This is a genomic window from Collinsella aerofaciens, from assembly GCF_015670795.1.
GTDB lineage: Bacteria > Actinomycetota > Coriobacteriia > Coriobacteriales > Coriobacteriaceae > Collinsella > Collinsella aerofaciens_Q.
The window spans coordinates 1-19778 of record NZ_JADPCJ010000031.1 but is presented as its reverse complement, the minus strand read 5'-3'; the positions used below and the strand labels follow the sequence as shown (position 1 = coordinate 19778).

Below are 19778 nucleotides of genomic sequence, written 5' to 3'. Positions count from 1 at the left end.
TGCGAAAGGAAGCCCATGTCTCAGAGAAGCACCAGCCCGCTCAGCCGCTCCACCGTGCGCCGCACGCTGCAGCGGTTTTGGGGTGTCACGCGCACGCAGCCGCTGATCGTCTTTCTCTCGGTGTTCTCGTCGGCGGGCTACATCATTTTGCTGACGTTTGCCAATACCTATGTGATGGCCCTCATTGTCGACCGCGTTCAAGCCGGTCCCGTGGCGGGTGACCAGGTGTTTGAGGTCTTCGGCCCCTATATCCTGGCGCTCGTACTCGTTAACCTGATGGGTCAGATCCTCTCCAAGCTACAGGACTACACCGTCTACAAGCTCGAGATTGCAGGCAACTATCACCTGGCGCGTCTATGCTTCGACACGCTCTCCAACCAATCCATGACATTCCACACCAGTCGCTTTGGCGGATCGCTCGTGAGTCAGACGAGCCGTTTTATGAGCGGCTATACGGGGCTGGTGGACGTGACGGTGTATTCGCTCATCCCCACCATCACCTCGGTCATCTGCACCGTGGCCGCACTCGCCCCGGTGGTGCCGACGTTTACCGTGATCCTGGTGTGCATCATGGTCGTCTACATCGCGTTTGTCTGGCTTATGTACAAGCGCATCATGCCGCTTTCGGCCGCGACGTCCGCCGCGCAGAACAAGCTCTCGGGCGTGCTCTCCGACGCGGTCACGAACATCTTGGCCGTCAAGACCTGTGGGCGCGAGGACTTTGAGCGCGATCTGTTCGATGCCGCCGACCGCGCCGCACGCGACGCCGAGACGGTCTCGATGCACGCCATGATGCAGCGCAACTTTACGACCTCGGGCCTTATCGTCATCACCATGGCCGTGGTGAGTGTATTCGTGGCGGGCGGCAACGCGTGGTTTGGCATCTCGGCCGGCTCGCTCGTCATGATTTTTACCTACACCTATAACCTCACCATGCGCCTGAACTACGTGAGTTCCATGATGCAGCGCATCAACCACGCGCTCGGTGATGCGGCCGAGATGACGCGCGTGCTGGACGAGCCACGTTTGGTGGCAGACGACCCGGACGCCCCTGAGCTCAAAGTGACCGAGGGCGCGATTGATTTTGAGCACCTGAGCTTTGCGTACCGTGACGCTGTGGCGGGCGAGAGCGTGTTCGATGACCTGACGCTTCATGTGGCGGCGGGCCAGCGCGTGGGCCTGGTGGGTAAATCGGGCTCGGGTAAGACGACGCTCACCAAGCTGCTGCTGCGCCTGGACGATGTTCAGGGCGGCCGCGTGCTCGTGGACGGTCAGGATGTCTCGCGCTGCACGCAGCAGAGCCTGCGCCGTCAGGTTGCCTACGTGCCGCAGGAGGCGCTGCTGTTCCACCGCTCCATTCGCGAAAACATTGCCTACGGTCGTCCCAACGCCACTGATGAGCAGATCCGCGAGGCGGCTCGCTTGGCTAATGCGACCGAGTTTATCGACCGCCTGCCCCGTGGCTTTGACACCATGGTGGGCGAACGCGGCGTCAAGCTCTCGGGCGGCCAGCGTCAGCGCGTGGCTATCGCCCGCGCCATCCTAACCGACGCGCCGATTCTGGTGCTCGACGAGGCGACCTCTGCCCTCGACAGCGAGTCCGAGGCGCTGGTGCAGGAGGCGCTCGAAAACCTGATGCGTGGACGTACCTCCATTGTGGTGGCGCACCGCCTGTCCACCGTGGCGGCGCTCGACCGCATTGTGGTGCTGGCCGATGGCGAGATCGTCGAGGACGGCACGCATGCGCAGCTCGTCGAGGCGGGTGGCGAGTACGCGAGCCTGTGGAGCCGTCAGACCGGCGCATTCTTGGAGGCGTAAGCGTTTCGGACGTGGGACAATTGTGCCCATAAGTTTATTGTGCCGTTGAGCCGAGGAGTCGTTATGCCACGCGAGACCAATGCCGCCAAACGCGAGCGCGCCGTTGAGGTGTGCGAGCGTCTCAACCGTCGCTATGGCCCGGTCGAGTGCTTTTTGGACCACGAGAATCCCTTCCGCCTACTGATCGCGGTGCTGCTCTCGGCGCAAACGACCGATGCGCAGGTCAACAAGGTGACGCCACGGTTGTTTGCCCAGTGGCCTACGCCCGAGGCCATGGCCGGGGCGAGCGTGGCTGACGTGGCAGACACCATCAAGTCACTCGGCTTCTACAAGAGCAAAGCCAAGCATGCCGTCGAGGCCGCGCAGATGATTGTCGCCGATTACGGCGGCGAGGTGCCGGCCGACATGAAGGAACTCGTGAAGCTGCCGGGCGTGGGACGCAAGACGGCGAACATCGTGCTCAACGTGGGGTATGGCATCGTGGAGGGCATTGCGGTGGACACGCACGTCAACCGCATTGCGCACCGCCTGATGCTGAGTCCCAAGACGCATGCAAAGGAGCCGCTCAAGACCGAGCAGGATTTGCTCAAGATTTTGCCGCACGAGTATTGGGAGTCGGTCAACCATCAGTGGATCACCTTCGGTCGCGAGATCTGCGACGCCCGCAAACCCAAGTGTGACGAGTGTCCGCTGGCAGATTTGTGCCCCAGCGTGCGCGTAGCGGGGTAGGGCGGAACGCATCTTCGTCTGGCGTTTTTTGCGGGGCTGGGTTTGCCCTTGAGCCGGAGTCCTCTCCATGCGCTACCATGACAGGCAATGAAATCCGCCGCATACCCGCCGAGCTTGCCCCGGCGGGCTTTTGGCGTTGCAATGCCGGAGGAACAGCATGCTCATTCACCGTATAGCCGCGCAGCTCTACACTGCCGAGGCACTGCAGACCGTCGAGGCCGGGCTCGATGCTGGCGAGGACGTGACGCTGGCCGTGTCTCAGTCGGGCCGAACGCTTATGGCCGCCGCCCAGTTTGCGCGTCGTCCGCGCCCCACGGTCTACGTTGTGAGCGGCGAGGATGCGGCCGATCGCGCCGCACGCAGTCTGGCCGCCTATGTGGGCCTGGCGCACGTGTGCCGCTTTCCCGAGCGCAAGGACTACCCTTGGCGCGAGCAGGCGCCCGACGACGCCGTGGTAGCCCAGCGCTGCGAGGCACTCGGGCGCATCGTGCGCGGCGACAACTGCATCATGGTCGCCTCGGCCCGCGCGCTGCTGCGCTGCGTGCCGCCGGTCGTGAGCCGCTACTGGGAGTCCACTACTTTTGCGGTGGGCGAGGAGATTCCTTTTGACGAGGTGCCGCAGCGCCTGGTGGGCATGGGCTACACCAATGCCGGCGCTGCCGACGCGCCCGGCCTGTTCCGTGTGCACGGCGACACCGTCGAGGTGTTTCCCGCACAGGAAAAGGCGCCCGTGCGCATTGAGTTCTTTGGCGACGAAATCGACCGCATCCGCCGCATGGTGAGCTCCACGGGCCAAACCATCGGCAACGAGGATAGCATCGAGATCTTCCCCTGTCGCGAGCTGGCGCTTACCGACGAGGCCGTCCACAACATGCATGTGGCGCTCTATCGCGCCAGCCAGGACGACAGCAAGTTGGCGGCGCTGCTCGAGATGGTGGATGCGCGCATCGTCACGCCCGAGCTCGACCGCTTTTTGCCGGTGATGTACGGCCAGACCGTGAGTCCGCTGTCGCACGTGAGCGGCAAGGCGCTCGTGGTGCTGTCCGAGCCGCGCTCGCTGTTCGACGATTGCCTGCGCGCCTACGAGGATATCGAGGCACGTGCCGGCGAGGCGGGGGTCGACCGTCTGGACGGCCTGTACGTGCGTGCCCAGCAACTCGACTTTGGTTCCCAGCAACGCCTGAACTATGTGAGCCTCATCCGTGCCGGCGGTGCGGTGACGGCAGAGCTCAAGATTGAGCAGCCGGCCATTGCGGGCTCGGACAATCGCTTTATGACGCGCATCCAGGAAGTCGTGGGCAAGCGCTATGCCTGCGTGTTTGCCATCCCCGACCGCGGTGCGCGCGAGTCGATGGAGCTCACCTTTGGTGACGAGGGCATTACCTTTGAGGAATCGCTGACCGCGGCGCCCGAAAATGCCGGCGCTATCGGCGACCGCGTGCGCGTGGCAGCGGCGGATTCCGCCGACCGTGCCGCACGCCAGGAGGCCCACGCTTCCATTCGCGAGCGCAAGGCAGATGCGCTCAACGCCCGCTCACTCGAGGCGGGTGCCGCCCAGGCTGCCGCCGGTGCCGCCGTGCCCACCATCTCGCGCGGGCGCGTGACCTTTGTGGACGCTGCCCTGCCGCAGGGCGTGGTGGTGCCCGATGCCAACCTGGCCGTGTTCTCGATCGCCGACCTCAACGCCCGCATGGATGCCAACCGCGCGCGCAGCCGCCGCAAGGTTGACATCACGCAGATCACGTTCCCGTTTAAGCCGGGCGACTACGTGGTGCACGCCACTCACGGCATCGCGCTCTTTAGCGAGATTGCGCGCCAAGAAGTGGGCGGCAAGGAGCGCGACTACTTTTTGCTGGAATATGCCGATGGCGACAAACTCTACGTGCCGCTCGAGCAGGTCGACCGCATCACGCGATACGTTGGCCCCGACGGCGACAAGCCGCGCCTGACCAGGCTCAACACCGCCGACTGGACGCGTGCCACCAACAAGGCGCGCAAGAACGCCAAAAAGCTGGCGTTTGACCTGGTCGACCTGTATACGCGCCGCTCGTCGATTACCGGTATCGCCTGCCCGCCCGACACGCCCGAGCAGATCGAGATGGAGGAGAGCTTTCCCTACGACGAGACACGCGACCAGTTGGAGGCCATCGCCGATATTAAGGCCGACATGGAGGCGCCCAAGCCCATGGACCGCCTGCTGTGCGGCGACGTGGGCTTTGGCAAGACCGAGGTTGCCCTGCGCGCGGCGTTTAAGTGCGTGGACTCCGGCCGCCAGGTCATGGTGCTCTGCCCCACGACCATTCTTGCCCAGCAGCACTACGAGACGTTCTTTGAGCGTTTTGCCCCGTTTGGCCTCGAGGTCGAGGTGCTTAGCCGCTTTCGCACGCCGGCGCAGCAAAAGCGCGCGCTTAAGGCGTTCGCCGAGGGCACGATCGACGTGCTCATCGGCACGCACCGCCTGCTTTCGGCCGATGTGAACCCCAAGAACCTGGGCCTGGTGATTATCGACGAGGAACAGCGCTTTGGCGTGCAGCACAAGGAGCAGCTCAAGAACCTGCGCGAGCAGATTGACGTGCTCACGCTTTCGGCAACGCCCATCCCGCGTACCATGCAGATGGCCACGAGCGGCGTGCGCGATATGAGCCTGATCACCACGCCGCCGACCGGGCGTCGTCCCGTGATCGTGCACGTGGGGGAGTACGACCCTGACGTGGTAAGTGCGGCGATTCGCCTGGAGGTGGGCCGCGGCGGTCAGGTGTACTACGTGTCCAACCGCGTCAAGACCATCGACGACGCCGTGGCGCGCGTGCACGAGGCCGCGCCCGAGGCGCGCGTGGGCGTGGCGCACGGCAAGATGAGCCCGCGCGAGGTCGAGGACGTGATGATCGAGTTCGCGACCAAAAAGATCGACGTGCTCATCGCCACGACCATCGTGGAGAGCGGCATCGACAACGCGACCGCCAACACGCTCATCATCGAGGATTCGCAGCGCCTAGGCCTGGCGCAGCTCTATCAGCTCAAGGGCCGTGTGGGTCGCTCTGCCACGCAGGCCTACGCGTACTTTATGTTCCCGGGCGAGCTGCCACTCACCGAGGAGGCGACGGCGCGCCTGACCGCACTTTCCGAGTTCCAGGACCTGGGCAGCGGCATGCGCATCGCCATGCGCGACCTGGAGATTCGCGGCGCCGGCTCGCTTATGGGCGCCGAGCAGCACGGCAACCTGTCGAGCGTGGGCTTTGACCTGTTTACGCAGATGCTGGGCCAGGCGGTGGCCGAGGCGCGCGGCGATGACGACGCCGGCGTGGAGGCGGCGAGCGTGGGCATTAACCTGCCGGCCGATTACTTCTTGTCCGAGGAGTACCTGCCGGCGGTGGATCAGCGCGTGCTCGTGTACCGTAAGCTCGCAGCGGCCGAGGACCTGGAGAGCATCGACGAGGTACAGGAAGAGACCGAGGCCGCGCACGGTGAGCTGCCGTTGGCGGGGCTCAACCTGTTCAACCGCGCGCGCATCCGTATTCGCGGCGAGCGCCTGGGGCTCGAGAGCGTCACGCTCAGTGGCGGTCGCATCACGTTTTTGGGCGTCGACGTGCCCAAGAAGGTGGCCTTTGAGCTTAAGACCCGCTATGGTGCGGTGAACTTTCCCAAGAGCCGCAAGCTGTCGGTGCCCTACAAGGCGGGCGCCGGTGCGGGCAGCGGCCTGGGTCGCGGCCTCGACGCCAACGACGGCACCGGCCCGGTGGCCGCGGCGCTCATGCTGCTGCAGCAGTTGGGTGCCAGCGACGACGACTAACGGGTCGACGCTGCAAACGCCCCATTTGGGCAATCTGACCCTCACTCGTCGGTCGCGTACGCAAGTACGCTTCCCTCCTCCTTCGGGCCACCTTGCCACAAATGGAACGTTTTCGCTTACTTATGCTCAACCTGCAAGGGTATTTACGGGACAAAGCCATCTTCGTCTCACCCACATTGCAGGTTGACCGCCCTTCACCCGACCGAAAGGAAAGCATGTTCGGATACATCTATAAGAAAGATGTCGCCATTATCGCGGTTGTCCTGTGTCTTTGTCTGGGCGTGGGCAGCTTCTTCGATTATCAGATCTCGAGCGCGCTGTTCAATATCGGCAGCATGTACGGTCGCTTTATCGAGGCGGCCGGCGAGCTGCCGTTTGAGCTGACGGCGAGTGTCGCGGGCGTTATGCTCGTGCGCTCGGCACGACCCGATTCCAAGACGAGCAAGTGGCTCGCCGTGCTGGGCATCCTCGTCAACGTTGGCCTGACCGGCTACGAGATCGTTTCGTCCCTGCGGGTTGGCGGTAAACTCATTGCCGTTCAGTTGGTGCTGACGTTTGTGCTGGTCATCGCTGCTAACCTTGTCGTCTATCGCCTCACGCGCACGACCGAGCCCGACGAGCTCACGCGCTGGGCGTTGATGGTGCTTGTCGTGTGGGTCGCTCAGGCCATCATCCTCAACGTGATTGTCAAGCCGCTGTGGTCGCGCCCACGCATGCGCGTGATCGAGGTGACGCAGGGACTCGAGTTTCAGCCGTGGTGGGTGATCGGCAACCCCGACAAGTGGGCCTATATTGCCGCCGGTGTAGTCAAGGACGGCTTTAAGTCGTTTGCGAGCGGACACACGGCGCACGCGGCAATCGGCCTCATGCTCGCTGGGCTTCCCGCGGCGGCCTTTAAGGAAAAACCGTCGCGCCGCCGCATGGCCTTTTGGACGGCGGCTGCGGTCGCGGCGCTCGTCGCCTTTGGCCGTATCGTGATCGGAGCGCATTTTTTGAGTGACGTGAGCTGCGGCTTTGCCCTGGTGCTGGCGCTTGAGTGCCTTGCCGCGCGCATTGCCTATCCCAACGGCGTACAATAGCCCCGTTTGAATCATCTGACCGATACCCGGTAAGAGAGGATTGCCATGCTCGCGTTTAACAACGATTATTCCCACGGCGCACATCCGGCAGTGCTGCAGGCGCTCGTCGACACCAACATGGAGCCGCAGCCCGGCTACGGTACCGATGCACACACCGAGCGTGCCAAGCAGCTTATCCGCGAGGCCTGTCAGGCCCCCGATGCCGACGTGTTTTTTCTGGTGGGCGGCACGCAGGCCAACGCGACGGTGATTGACATGCTGCTCGCGCCCTACGAGGGCGTTGTTGCTGCCGAGACTGGCCACGTCGCCTGTCACGAGGCAGGCGCTATCGAGTTTGGCGGCCACAAGGTGCTCACCATCCCCGGCTACGAGGGCAAGATGCACGCCGAGGACCTCGAGAACTATATCCAGGTGTTCTACGAAAACGAGAGCTACGAGCACACGGTGTTCCCGGGCGCTGTGTACGTGAGCCTATCGACCGAGTACGGCACGCTGTACTCCAAGGCCGAGCTCGCGGCGATTCATGCGGTGTGCCAGAAGCGTGAGATTCCGCTGTTTGTGGACGGCGCTCGCCTGGCCTATGCGCTGGCGGCCGATGAGTGCGACATCACCCTGCCCGAGCTGGCGCAGCTGTGTGACGTGTTCTACATTGGCGGCACCAAGTGCGGCGCGCTTTGCGGCGAGGCCGTGGTGTTTTGCGGCATGCGCGCCCCGGCGCATCCCATTCCGCGCATTAAACAGCATGGTGCGTTGCTGGCCAAGGGCCGCCTGACGGGCGTGCAGTTTGAGGCGCTCTTTACCGATGGCCTGTATTTTGAGATTGGTCGCCAGGCGATTGAGACCGCGCAGGCGCTTCGTCGCGTGCTGCACGAGCGCGGCTACCAGTTCTTCTTGGAGACGCCGACCAACCAGCAGTTCGTGATTCTGCCCAACGAGGACATGGCTCGCATTCGCGAGCATGCCTCGATCGAGTACTGGGAAAAGTACGACGAGACCCACACGGTAGTGCGTTTTTGCACCAGCTGGGCTACGACGCAGGAGGATATCGACGCGTTGGCGGCTGTCCTGTAGCCTGATGTAATGACGAGGGGCCGCCTTGCGCTGGTTTTGGCGTAGGGTGGCCTTTGCTTTTGGGGGAGAAGGGTTGTATGACCGAGATGTCCGAGCCGACGATTCGCCCGGCGACGCCCGATGATGCGCCGGCGTTGCTTGCCATCTATGAGCCATATGTGCGCGAGACGGCGATAACCTGCGAATACGAGGTGCCGAGCGTTGAGGAGTTCGCCGGGCGCATCGAGCGTACGCTCAAGCGCTACCCGTATTTGGTGATGGAGCTGGACGGGCGTCCGGTAGGCTATGCCTATGTGAGTCCGCTCAACAGCCGCGAAGCATACGACTGGTCGGTCGAGACGTCGATTTATCTGGCGCGCGATGTGCGCCACGGCGGGCTGGGCCGCAAGCTGCACGATGCGCTCAAGCAATGCCTGATCGCGATGGGCATCACCAATATGTGCGCGCTCATCGCCGTGCCGCACGACAAGGACGACGAGTATCTGACGCACAACAGTCAGGATTTCCATGCCCATATGGGCTACCGCCTGGTGGGTGCCTTTGACCGCTGCGCCCAAAAGTTCGGCCGCTGGTACGACATGTGCTGGATGGAGTTGGTCCTAGCCGAGCGCACGCCCAACCAACCTAAGCCAACCTGGTTCCCCGACCTCCCCAAACCTGCCATGTAGGGACAGGTTTATTTTGGCAGGTTAGCCGATGGGCTCGGTGTATTTGGCGCGGTCGGTGCGTTGGATGCGCTTGGAGACGTGGAGCGGGCGGCCGTCGGTGTCGTAGACGTAGTCGGTGATCAGAATCAGCGCCTGCCCGCGCTCAACGTTGAGCAAAAACGCCTCGTTTTGCGAGGCATAGCACACCTCAAAGGTCTTGTGCCCCTGTGCCGGCGCGCGATGGAATTCTTGACGCAGCGTGGCGTAGAGCGAACCGTTGATATCACGATTGATGAGTGCCTCAAAGCTCGGTGGTAGATAGGTGGTCTCCAGACACAGTGGCGCATCGTCCAGATAACGCAGACGGACAAGTTTGACGAGCTTGCTGCCCACGGCGGCATCAAAGAACTTAGCTATGCTGCCGCCCGCCTTGGTAAAGCCCGAGTCCACCGTGCGCGTGGTGGGCTTCATGCCCTGGCCTTCGACCTGCTTGGTATAGCTCGAAAACACCAGGTTGTTCTCGTGGAGCGCGGGCGTGTCGGCCACAAAGGCGCCACGCCCGCGCTCGGTGCGTACCAGGCCCTCATCAACGAGTACCTTAAGGGCGTGGCGTACGGTGCTGCGCGACAGCCCCGATTCGTCCATGAGTTCCATCTCGGACGGCAGCTTGTCTTCGCGCGCGTAGACGCCGGCGGCGATGCGGTCACGCAGCATGCCCGCCAAGCGCTCGTATTGGCTCAGTTTCTTTTTAGATGAAGCGTTCATGCGATCAGCCTATATCTAACTTGTATGCTTATCTAAGCAAGCATGTATTCAACACAACAATAAAACCGCTGGTATCGAGCTACCGAAAACCTTACCAGCAAAATTTCTAAGACAAATATAGCATACAACTAGTCGACATAACCAAAACATATATGTAACTTGTATGCCATCGAGAGCATCAAACGAGAAGAAAGGCTGATGCACGATGACTACTCAGGAACAGGTTAAGGACGTCGTCTCCCAGGTTTTGGCCGACAAGGTAGACAAGGGCGGCATCAAGCGCGTCGTGTGGATTGGCGCCGGCGGATCCAACGGCGGCAACTATCCTGCCCAGTACTTTATGGAGCACGAGGCCACGCAGGTCGTGAGCTCCAGCTACACCAGCAACGAGTTCGTGCACGCCACGCCCGCCTATGTCAACGAGAACACCCTGGCCGTCGTCGTGTCCATGCGCGGCACCAAGGAGACCATCGTCGCCGCCCAGGTCGCCAAGGACCACGGCGCCAGCACCATCGCCATCTATGTCGACGAGTCCGGCCTCACCGAGGTCTGCGACTACAAGATTCAGTATGACAGCCTGGCCGTCGACGAGTCTTGCATGGGCCGTACCAACTCCGCCGTCGTGACCATGATCGCCATGGAGCTTACGCAGCAGACCGAGGGCTATGCCGAGTATGAGACCGCTATGGCCGCCTTCGACCTGGTTGACCCCATCTATCGCAAGGCCGTCGAGTACACCCGTCCGCTCGCCGCCAAGTGGGCCGAGCAAAACGCCGACAAGCCCTGCATCAACGTGATGGCTCAGGGTCCGCTCTTTGGTGCCGCCTACGTCTTTAGCATCTGCAACGTGCAGGAGATGCTGCAGATCGACTCCTGCACCATCAACACCTGCGACTTCTTCCACGGCCCCTTCGAGATCCTGGACAAGCGCACCTCGCTGTTCCAGCTCATCAGCGTCGGCCGCAGCCGCTGCAACGACGAGCGCGGCATCCGCTTCGTCAACCAGTACGGTGGCGAGCGCGTCTATCAGCTCGACGCCAAGGAGCTCGGCCTCAACGACATCAAGGACAGCGTGAGCGAGTACTTCAACCACCTGATCTTTGCCCCGATCCTCAACAACGTGTACATGCGTGCGCTCTCTGCCGTCACCCACAAGGACTACATGACGCGCCGCTACATGTGGAAGCTGGATTATTAGTTACGGCGTTTTACCAAACGCCGTAACGGCTCGACGCTGCAAACCCACCTGAGCGGCAATCTGCCTTTCAGCTTCAGCGGCATGACCAGAAGGTCAATGCCGCTTCGCTTCAAGGCACCTTGCTCGCTCAGGTGGGTTTTCGCTGGCGTTGCCAAAGCATCGGCGTCGCCTTGGCCCAGATGCGGCACTTGGAGACGTTCGGCACTTGGGGACAGTCCTAGTCATTGGGGACAGGTTACTTTACACCAAGTTGGCGCATATGAACCTGGCCCCTTTGCACCAATGGGTTGTAGCGGTAGAGCGGATTTTTCCGTTCGGCGATTTGTGTCTTGAAAAATGTATATAACGACTATAACGTAGTGTGAAACATATTGGAAACAATACCGAGGAGGCTGCGTTGAAGAAAAGCAATCTGGGCTATGTGCTGGTGCTGATCGCCGCGCTTATGTGGGGCAGCATCGGAATCTTTGTAAACGGCATTGCGGCCATGGGCGTTTCGTCCCAGAGTATGGCGGCCTTTCGCTTGTTGGTCGGAGCGCTTATCTTGGCGCCGGTTCTGATGTTTATGGGCTGCCGTCCGGGTGAGGGGTCTACCGTGGCTCAGGGTCCGCTGGCCCTGTTCAAGGCAAGCCCTAAAGAGCTTGTTCCCTGCGCACTTGTCGGTATCGTCGGTTTGGCCGCCGCTAACACCTGCTATTACGAGTGCATGGGCGAGGTGGGCATGTCCACGGCCTCGGTGCTGCTCTACACCTCGCCGGTGTTTGGCGTCGCGCTCGGCCGCGTGCTTTATCGCGAGGACGTGACCCCTAACAAGCTCGTTGCCATTGTCTTTAACATCGTTGGCTGCGTGCTTGCGGTGACCAATGGCGACCTTTCCGGTTTTCATTTTTCGGTTTGGGGCGTCACGTCGGGCGTGATTGCAGGCCTTTGTGGTGCGTCGCTCGCGGTGTTTAGCCGAATAGCAACCAAGACGGTCCACCCGCTGGCTGTCACGTTTTGGGGCTTTGTTTTTGGCGGTGCGGTTATGGCAGCTATCGCGGCTCCGTGGCCGGATGTCACCGCGGCAATGTCGCCACAGCTGCTGCTGTTGTTCCTTGGCTTTGGACTCATCCCCACAGCCGTGGCCTACATCTTATATATGCAGGGTCTGTCCATGGGGCTCGAGACGTCGAAAGTTCCCGTCGTAATGTCATTCGAGACGGTCGTCACCGTACTGGTGGGCATTGGTGTCTATGCCGAGCCCGCCGGCGCGATCAAGGTCCTGGGCATTGTGCTGGTGCTCGCGTCCATCCTGATTATGAACACCGACTTCTCCAGGCTGCGCAACAGTGTGTTTGTCGGTCATGTCGTTGAGAGCATGACCTTTAAGCCCAATGCGTGGTGGACGGAGAAATCGCAGGACATGGATCTGTTTAAGGAACGCACCGGCATCGCGCTGGAGCCCACCGTGCAGGAAAGCCCCTGGTACTTCGTGCGATAGGGGATTGCGCGCAGGGTCTGACCTGGGGTTATCCAGCTAGCGCCGGCCTACCCAGCCCAACGTTTCAAGTACGTTAAACCCGTCAACGGTCGATTTTCACCCGCGAACGGTCTTTATACTAATTAGCAATATAAGCAACGTATAAGACGTTATAATGACCATAACGAAAAGGAGGAGGCAAGATGAATCAGATCATTCTCGCATCTCATGGCGGCCTGGCCGCAGGCGCCAAAGACACGCTCGAGATGGTTCTCGGCGACGTGTCGAACGTCCACGTCGTGTCGCTTGCTCGTGACGACAAGGAGCCCATCACCAATAAGGTGGACGCCATGATCGCCACGTTCAACGCGGACGACACCGTCTATGTGCTGACCGATATGCTCGGCAGCTCGGTCAACAACAGCATGGTCGAGCTTTCCAAGAATGGCACGAAGTTCACGGTTGTCAGCGGTTTCAACATCCCGCTGGCGCTCACGCTCGCTATGAGCCCCGTCCCCGTCGAGGGCGCCGAGCTCGCGGCCCTCATCAACGAGGCCCGCAACGGTCTGACCAACCCCAATGCACCGGCCCAGCCCGCCGCGGCTCCCGACAAGAAGGCCAAGGCGTCCCGTCACAGCTCCGGTCCCGCCAAGATCGTCCTCGCGCGTCTTGACTACCGTCTGCTGCACGGCCAGGTCGTCTTTACCTGGACCACCAAGGTTCAGGCCGAGCGCATCATCGTCGTCGACAACGCTGCCGCCAACGATGACATCAAGAAGGGCGCTCTTAAGCTGGCCAAGCCCCAGGGCGTGCGCCTGAACGTCTTCACCGTCGAGCGTGCCCTCGCCAAGATGGACAAGCTCAACACCCTCGGCGAGCGCGTCATGTTCGTCTTTGGCAACACTGCCGAGATGCTGCAGTTCTGCCAGGGCTACAAGCTCGACGCCATCAACCTGGGCGCCACCGCCAACCACGACGGTGCCGATCAGGTCGGCGGCAAGGACAGCTCCGTCTTCCTCGACGCCACCCAGAAGGCCGACGTCAACCAGCTGCTCGACATGGGCATTAAGCTCTACGTCCAGCAGACCCCTACGTATCAGAGCGTCGACATCGACGCCAAGCTGTAATCAACCAGGCTTTTGCCTGACTGAAAGGAGAAGGGTATGAATACGTTCATCAGTGCGGTGCTCGTCGGCCTCGTCGGCGTGTTCTGCATGTGGGACTCCCGCCTGCTCGGTCGTCTTAACTTCGAGCAGCCCCTCGTTGGCGCTACGCTCGTCGGTCTGCTGCTGGGCGATGTGCCCACCGGCCTTGCCGTCGGTGCCGCCGTCGAGCTCGTGTCCATGGGCCTGGTGCAGGTCGGCGCCGCCGTTCCGCCCGATATGGTCCTGGGCGGCATCGTGGCCGCTGCCTTTGCGTGCCTGACCGATGCTTCCGCCGAGACCGCCATGACGATCGCCATCCCGGTCGCCGTCCTGGGTCAGCTCCTCGGCATCGTGTTCCGCTCCATCATCGCCGCCCTCACCCATGTGGCAGATAACGCGATCGATAACGGAAAGTTCAAGACCGCCTACCGTATGCACATCTGCGCCGGCTCCGGTCTGTACGCCGTCATGTACTTCCTGCCGATCTTCCTCGCCGTCTTTGTTGGCACCGACCTGGTCCAGGCCATCGTCAACATGGTTCCCGAGTGGCTGTCCACTGGTCTTAACGTTTCGACCAAGATCATGACCGCCTACGGCTTGGCCCTGCTGCTCACCATGATGATCAAGAAGGGCATGACTCCGTTCCTGTTCATCGGTTTCCTGCTCGCCGCTTACCTCAACCTGTCCGTCATCGCGGTCGCTCTGATCGGTGTGTGCCTGGCTGTCGTCTTCATGGGCTTCAAGTTCAACGGTTCCCATGCAGCCGCCGGTGTCGATTCCGACTACGATCCGCTCGAAGACGACGAAGACTAAGGAGGAACACACTATGGCAACCGCAACCAAGGACGTGTCCCTGAACAAGAAGGTCAGCCAGTTCTTCTGGCGCTCCTGGGCCATCCAGGCCTCTTGGAACTACGAGCGTCAGATGAACATGGGCTTCCTCTACGGCATGGTTCCCACGCTCGATCGCCTCTATCCGGATGAGTCCGACCCCAAGCAGCTCGCTGCTAAGAAAGAGGCTTACCACCGTCACATGGCGTTCTACAACTGCACCCCGCAGACGAGCGCTTTCATCCTGGGCCTCGCCGCCTCCATGGAGGAGGAGTACGCCAAGGATCCCGAGAACTTCGATCCCGATTCGATCAACGCGGTCAAGACCTCCCTCATGGGTCCGCTTTCCGGCATCGGTGACTCCTTCTTCCAGGGCACCATCCGCGTTATCGCCTTTGGCCTGGGCGTTCAGCTGGCTCAGCAGGGCTCCATCATGGGCCCGATCCTGGCCATGCTCATCTCCATCGTCCCCTCTGTGCTGATCACTTGGTTCGCAGCCAAGATGGGCTATCAGGGCGGCCACGAGTACCTGAGCAAGCTTCAGGGCGGCGACCTCATGGAGAAGCTCATGTATGTCTGCGGCATCGTGGGTCTTATGTCCGTGGGCGGCATGATCGCCACGCTGATCGGCGCCACTACCCCGCTGCAGTTCGCTGAGGGTACCGTCGTTATCCAGGACATCCTGGACGGCATGATGCCCCAGATGATCTCCCTCGGCCTCACCGGCCTTATGTACTGGCTCATCAAGAAGAACGTCAACACCGGTTGGCTTCTCGTGATCGCCATTGTGGGCGGCATCGCCCTCTCCGCGGCCGGCATCCTGGCCTAGTCGCGACTAAGCGCCTAACCGCTTTCCCCCGGGGGCCTGCCTGGCATCCCATACCCCAGGCAGGCTTCCATCCCCAAAATGCGACAAAGGGACAGTTCCTTTGTCGCATCCTCAACGGGCCGGCGACTCGGTCCAAACCACGGTAACCCTGCGAGCGCCCGGCAATGTGGCGCCGCAAAAATCGAAAGGAATGTGTCAGATGTACGAGATCGACCTTAACCTCCCTAAGCAGATCGTCGCTGACGTCCTGTCCAACCACGAGATCCACAGCGTCGCCTTCGTCGGCTGCGGCGCTTCCATGTCCGACCTTTACCCCGCCAAGTACTTCCTGGCCAACAACACGGACAAGCTGAACGTTCAGATCTTCACCGCTAACGAGTTCAACTACGACACGCCCTCCTGGGTCAACGAGCACACCTTCGTGATCACCTGCTCCCTCGGTGGCTCCACGCCCGAGACCGTCGAGGCCAACAAGACCGCCAAGAAGCACAACTGCCCGGTCGTCTCCCTCACCAACAAGGCTGGCTCCGCTCTGACCGTCGACGCCGACCACGTCATCGTTCACGGCTTCCACGCCAACTACGCTGCCAAGTGCGAGAAGCCCGGCTATGCTATCGCTCTTGCTCTCGAGATCCTTCAGCAGACCGAGGGCTATGACCACTACGAGGACATGATCACCGGCCTCACCAACATCTTCGATCTCTGCGAGAACGCCGCTCAGCACTGCAAGAAGCTCGCCAAGAAGTTCGCCGAGGACTTCAAGGACGACAAGATGATCTACTTCATGGCTTCCGGTGCCTCCGAGAAGATGGCCTACTCTCACGCCGCCTTCCTGTTCACCGAGATGCAGTGGATCGACGCCGCCGCCTACAACACCGGCGAGTACTTCCACGGCCCGTTCGAGGTTTCCACCGAGGGTAAGCCCTACGTCTTCTTCATGTCCGATGGCGCTACCCGTCCGATGGACGCCCGCGCCCTCACCTTCCTTGAGCGCATGGGCGCCAAGGTCGCTCTGATCGACTCCAAGGACTACGGCCTGGCTGACGCCGTGCCCGCGAGCGTCGTCACCTACTTCAACCCGCTGCTGCACCTCGCCGTTATGCGCGAGTACGGCAACCAGATCGCCGAGGCCCGTCAGCACCCGCTGACCATGCGTCGCTACATGTGGAAGCTTTCCTACTAATCACAAGTAAGTAGACCTTACGGGTTGATTGAGAGGGGATGGGGTTTGCGCCCCGTCCCCTTTTTTGCTATCGAAAGGAGATACGTATGATCAAGGCAGTGCTGTTTGACATGGACGGCGTGCTGGTCGATACCGAGTGGTTCTACAACCGTCGTCGCGTGGCGTTTATGGAAGAGAAGGGCTTTCACTTTGACGAGATCCCCGATCTTTCGGGGTCTAACGAGCCCGCCATTTGGAAGTCGCTGGTACCTGACGATGTTGAGCTGCGCGAGCGCCTGCGCGTGGAGTACAAGCAGGTCTACAGCCCAGACCATCCCGTTCCGTATGCCGAGCTGCTCAACGAGCAGACGGAGCCGGTGATGCGCAAGCTGCACGAGCGCGGCGTGAAGTGCGCCATCGCAAGCTCGTCCTATCGCGAGCTCATTGACGAGCTGGTGGGGATTGCCGGTATCGCCGACGTGCTGGACTACACCATCAGCGGTCACGAGTGCAGTGCGTTTAAGCCCGACCCCGAGATCTACCTGCGTGCCATGGAGGCGCTGGGGGTGGAGCCTGCCGAATGCCTGGTTATCGAGGACTCGCCTTTGGGCATCGAGGCCGGCAAGCGCTCCGGCGCCCGCGTCCTGGCGCTGCGTCCGCACGAGGGCGTCAACCTAGATCAGTCCGCCGCCGACGTTGTCATCGACAGCCTGACCGACATTTTGGCCGCTTTGTAGTGTCAATCCGCCGCGAGAAGCATTGGTTCACGCGTCTTTTGCTGCGGATTGGCTTAATTTGTCCTCTATTTGGATTCGTTTGGCTTCGATTCGGACTAAGTGAGTAGACTTTTTGGTGCAGTACGAGCGCAAAGTGCATCTGCTCTAGCAAAACCGCAGGTCACAGGGGTGGCGGTTTTGGGTGTGCTCGGCAGATCGTAAAAAGTCTACTCACTTATAATTTGGGCCTTTGGTCGTGGAGGCTGTTGGTCCCGCTTTGGTTGTCGAGAGAGGGTGAATTGAAGCGCCCCCGCACGCTCCATGCTACAATCGCGGGCATGCCCCACAACTACATCTGCCTTCGAAAGGAGCTTCCGTGGCGAACGCCATCGATCAGCTCACGGACCGCGTGCTCGTGCTCGGCCGCCTCACCATCGTCCGCCGTGCCATTACCGCCGTGGCGGTTACAATTTCTGCCGTTCTCCAGACATTCCTGATCCAGGCGTTCATTCAGCCCGCCGACCTGCTTCCGAGCGGTCTCACCGGCGTCGCGGTCCTGCTCGATCGCGTTACCTCGCTCGGCGGTGTTCACATCGATATCTCGCTCGGTATGCTCGCGCTCAACATCCCCGTGGCGCTCCTATGCTGGAGCGGCATTAGCAAGCGCTTCGTCATCTTCTCGATGATGCAGGTCGTGCTCTCGTCGCTGTTCCTCAACGTCTTTCACTTCGCTCCATTTTTGGGCGACAAGATTATGCTCATCATTTTTGGCGGCGTGGTCTCGGGTCTGGGCGCTGCCATCGCGCTAAAGTCCGGCGCATCTACCGGTGGCACCGACTTTATCGCGCTGTGGGTCTCCAACCACACGGGCAAGACCATCTGGGGCGTTATCTTTGGTTTCAATTGCTTTATCCTGGCGATCTTTGGCTTTATGTTTGGCTGGGACAACGCGGCGTACTCCATCGTGTTCCAGTTTATTTCGACCAAGACCATCGACAGTTTCTATCGTCGCTACGACCGCGTGACGCTGCAGATCACGACGCGCAAGGCAGACGAGGTCATGACCGCCTATGTTGACCATTTTCAGCATGGCATTAGCTGCGCCGAGGTCATTGGCGGATACAGCCGCGAGAAGATGTATCTGCTGCACGCCGTTGTTTCGACCTACGAGAGTCAGGACATTATCAAGCTGGTGTGCGACATTGATCCCGGCGCTGTGATCAATGTGTTCCACACGCTCAACTTTGTGGGCGGCTGGTGGGGCGGTCATGTCGACGAGCCCATGCCCACGGCCGTACCCGATCCCGACAAGCCCGCGCGTATGGCCAGCAGACAGGCGCGCCTCAGCGAGCAGGACAGCCTGCAGCAGGACGACGGCAGGTAGAGTGTTGGTATTTTGCCGGCACGGCGCAATCCTGTCCGCTTGAGCCTCCCGAAAGCCTCGCTGCTTTCGGGAGGCCTTCGTTTGCCCAGATAAAACCTACCAAAATGAAGCTGTCGCTTTTTGGTAGGGAGGGTGTATCGTTTTATCAATATGAGGTAACATGAAACTAGACGTTATATACGTATTAGTTATTTCGATATTTCGATAAGAGTGATTAGATATGCCTACACCCAAAAATGCGCCGCTTTACCAGCAGATTTATGACGAAATCAAGGATGCGATCGAGAAAGGTGTTTATGCACCCAAGGAGCGTATTCCGTCCGAGCTTGAGCTAGCCGAGCAGTACGAGGTGAGCCGCATCACGGTGCGCCGCGCCGTCGAGGAGCTGTGCTCCGATGGCTACCTGGTTAAGCAGCAGGGCCGCGGCACCTTTGTTTCCACGCCGCACATCAATCGCCAGTTCCACGCCTCGACGCTGCAGACGTTTACCGCGCTGTGTGCCAACAACGGCATGAAGGCCGGTGCACATGTGGTCGATCGCCAGATTGTGCCGGCGCGCCAAAACGAGATGGAGTTCTTTGGCCTGCAGAAGGATGCGCTGCTGCTGCATATCAAGCGCGTGCGTACGGCCGACGGCGAGCCCATCTTTGAGGAGAACATCTTTGTGCCGTTTGACGCCTACCGTGAGCTGTTGACGGCCGATCTTGAGGACAAGTCGATTTTTGCCGAGGTCGAGCGTGTTGGCGGAACGCCGATTGTCTCGGTTGGCTACCGTACGGTCGAGGCCGTTCGAGCTAACGCCGAGCAGGCGGCCGAGCTGGGCATTGCTCCGCACGATCCGCTGCTCAACCTGCGTGCCGGCTTTACCGGTCCCGATGACGAGCCGGTTTTGATGGGTAAGCAGTACTACGTGGGATCGCGCTACGTTATGGTCATGTAAGTTACGCGGTTTTACCAAACCGCGTAACGGCTCGACGCTGCAAACGCCCCTAAGCGGCAATCTGACGTTCAATCGTCGGTCGCGTACCGAAGTACGCTTCCCTCCTCTTTCACGTCACCTTGCTCGCTTAGGGGCGTTTTCGCTCATATGACCCAATCCGCTGTCAAGAGCCACAATGGCCCCGCCGACCGCTTGCAATCGGTCGGCGGGGCCTG

General features: G+C 60.9%; 16 protein-coding genes. 15 read left to right on the top strand and 1 reads right to left on the bottom strand.

The features are described 5' to 3' along the window. Positions 1-15: 15 nt before the first annotated feature. The 6 genes from I4W09_RS08945 (at position 16) to I4W09_RS08920 (ending at position 9155) form a co-directional block, all read left to right on the top strand. Positions 16-1818: an ABC transporter ATP-binding protein gene (locus tag I4W09_RS08945; protein ID WP_196033760.1), complete on the top strand. Its 1803-nt coding sequence runs from the start codon at positions 16-18 to the stop codon at positions 1816-1818. Between the two features lie 63 nt (positions 1819-1881). Next, positions 1882-2547 (top strand): endonuclease III, encoded by a 666-nt coding sequence (nth, locus tag I4W09_RS08940; protein ID WP_055310092.1) that lies wholly within the window; start codon positions 1882-1884, stop codon positions 2545-2547. Positions 2548-2704: 157 nt separating this feature from the next. Beyond that, positions 2705-6337 (top strand): transcription-repair coupling factor, encoded by a 3633-nt coding sequence (gene mfd / locus I4W09_RS08935; RefSeq protein ID WP_196033758.1) that lies wholly within the window; start codon positions 2705-2707, stop codon positions 6335-6337. 215 nt (positions 6338-6552) lie between these two features. Next, entirely contained in the window at positions 6553-7416 is an 864-nt protein-coding gene (locus I4W09_RS08930; protein ID WP_196033755.1) for a phosphatase PAP2 family protein, read from the top strand. 45 nt (positions 7417-7461) lie between these two features. Next, a complete protein-coding gene (locus I4W09_RS08925) occupies positions 7462-8487 on the top strand; it encodes a threonine aldolase family protein (RefSeq protein WP_196033752.1) in 1026 nt (341 codons plus the stop codon). Between the two features lie 77 nt (positions 8488-8564). After that, positions 8565-9155 carry a GNAT family N-acetyltransferase gene (locus I4W09_RS08920; protein ID WP_196033749.1) on the top strand — a complete coding sequence of 197 codons (591 nt, stop codon included), beginning with the start codon at positions 8565-8567 and terminating at the stop codon, positions 9153-9155. Positions 9156-9176: 21 nt separating this feature from the next. On the opposite strand, the gene I4W09_RS08915 is transcribed toward I4W09_RS08920, so the two are convergent. Beyond that, positions 9177-9899 (bottom strand): GntR family transcriptional regulator, encoded by a 723-nt coding sequence (locus I4W09_RS08915; RefSeq protein ID WP_196033746.1) that lies wholly within the window; start codon positions 9897-9899, stop codon positions 9177-9179. 205 nt (positions 9900-10104) lie between these two features. Here I4W09_RS08915 and I4W09_RS08910 point away from each other — a divergent pair, with 205 nt between their 5' ends. The 9 genes from I4W09_RS08910 (at position 10105) to I4W09_RS08870 (ending at position 19563) form a co-directional block, all read left to right on the top strand. Continuing rightward, positions 10105-11097 carry an SIS domain-containing protein gene (locus tag I4W09_RS08910; RefSeq protein ID WP_196033742.1) on the top strand — a complete coding sequence of 331 codons (993 nt, stop codon included), beginning with the start codon at positions 10105-10107 and terminating at the stop codon, positions 11095-11097. A 397-nt stretch (positions 11098-11494) separates the two neighbouring features. Next, positions 11495-12577, top strand: a complete 1083-nt coding sequence (locus tag I4W09_RS08905; protein WP_196026340.1) for a DMT family transporter — start codon at positions 11495-11497, stop codon at positions 12575-12577. 182 nt (positions 12578-12759) lie between these two features. After that, positions 12760-13683 carry a PTS sugar transporter subunit IIAB gene (locus I4W09_RS08900; RefSeq protein WP_196033739.1) on the top strand — a complete coding sequence of 308 codons (924 nt, stop codon included), beginning with the start codon at positions 12760-12762 and terminating at the stop codon, positions 13681-13683. 36 nt (positions 13684-13719) lie between these two features. After that, a complete protein-coding gene (locus I4W09_RS08895; protein WP_055310098.1) occupies positions 13720-14514 on the top strand; it encodes a PTS mannose/fructose/sorbose/N-acetylgalactosamine transporter subunit IIC in 795 nt (264 codons plus the stop codon). Positions 14515-14527: 13 nt separating this feature from the next. Beyond that, positions 14528-15361, top strand: a complete 834-nt coding sequence (locus I4W09_RS08890) for a PTS system mannose/fructose/sorbose family transporter subunit IID (protein ID WP_117848824.1) — start codon at positions 14528-14530, stop codon at positions 15359-15361. Between the two features lie 199 nt (positions 15362-15560). Continuing rightward, positions 15561-16544, top strand: a complete 984-nt coding sequence (locus I4W09_RS08885; RefSeq protein ID WP_230318751.1) for an SIS domain-containing protein — start codon at positions 15561-15563, stop codon at positions 16542-16544. Positions 16545-16630: 86 nt separating this feature from the next. Then, positions 16631-17260 carry an HAD family hydrolase gene (locus tag I4W09_RS08880; protein ID WP_196026342.1) on the top strand — a complete coding sequence of 210 codons (630 nt, stop codon included), beginning with the start codon at positions 16631-16633 and terminating at the stop codon, positions 17258-17260. Between the two features lie 355 nt (positions 17261-17615). After that, complete coding sequence (locus I4W09_RS08875; protein WP_196033736.1) at positions 17616-18623, top strand: YitT family protein; 1008 nt, start codon at positions 17616-17618, stop codon at positions 18621-18623. Positions 18624-18843: 220 nt separating this feature from the next. Further along, a complete protein-coding gene (locus tag I4W09_RS08870; RefSeq protein WP_148332770.1) occupies positions 18844-19563 on the top strand; it encodes a GntR family transcriptional regulator in 720 nt (239 codons plus the stop codon). The last annotated feature ends 215 nt before the right edge of the window (positions 19564-19778 follow it).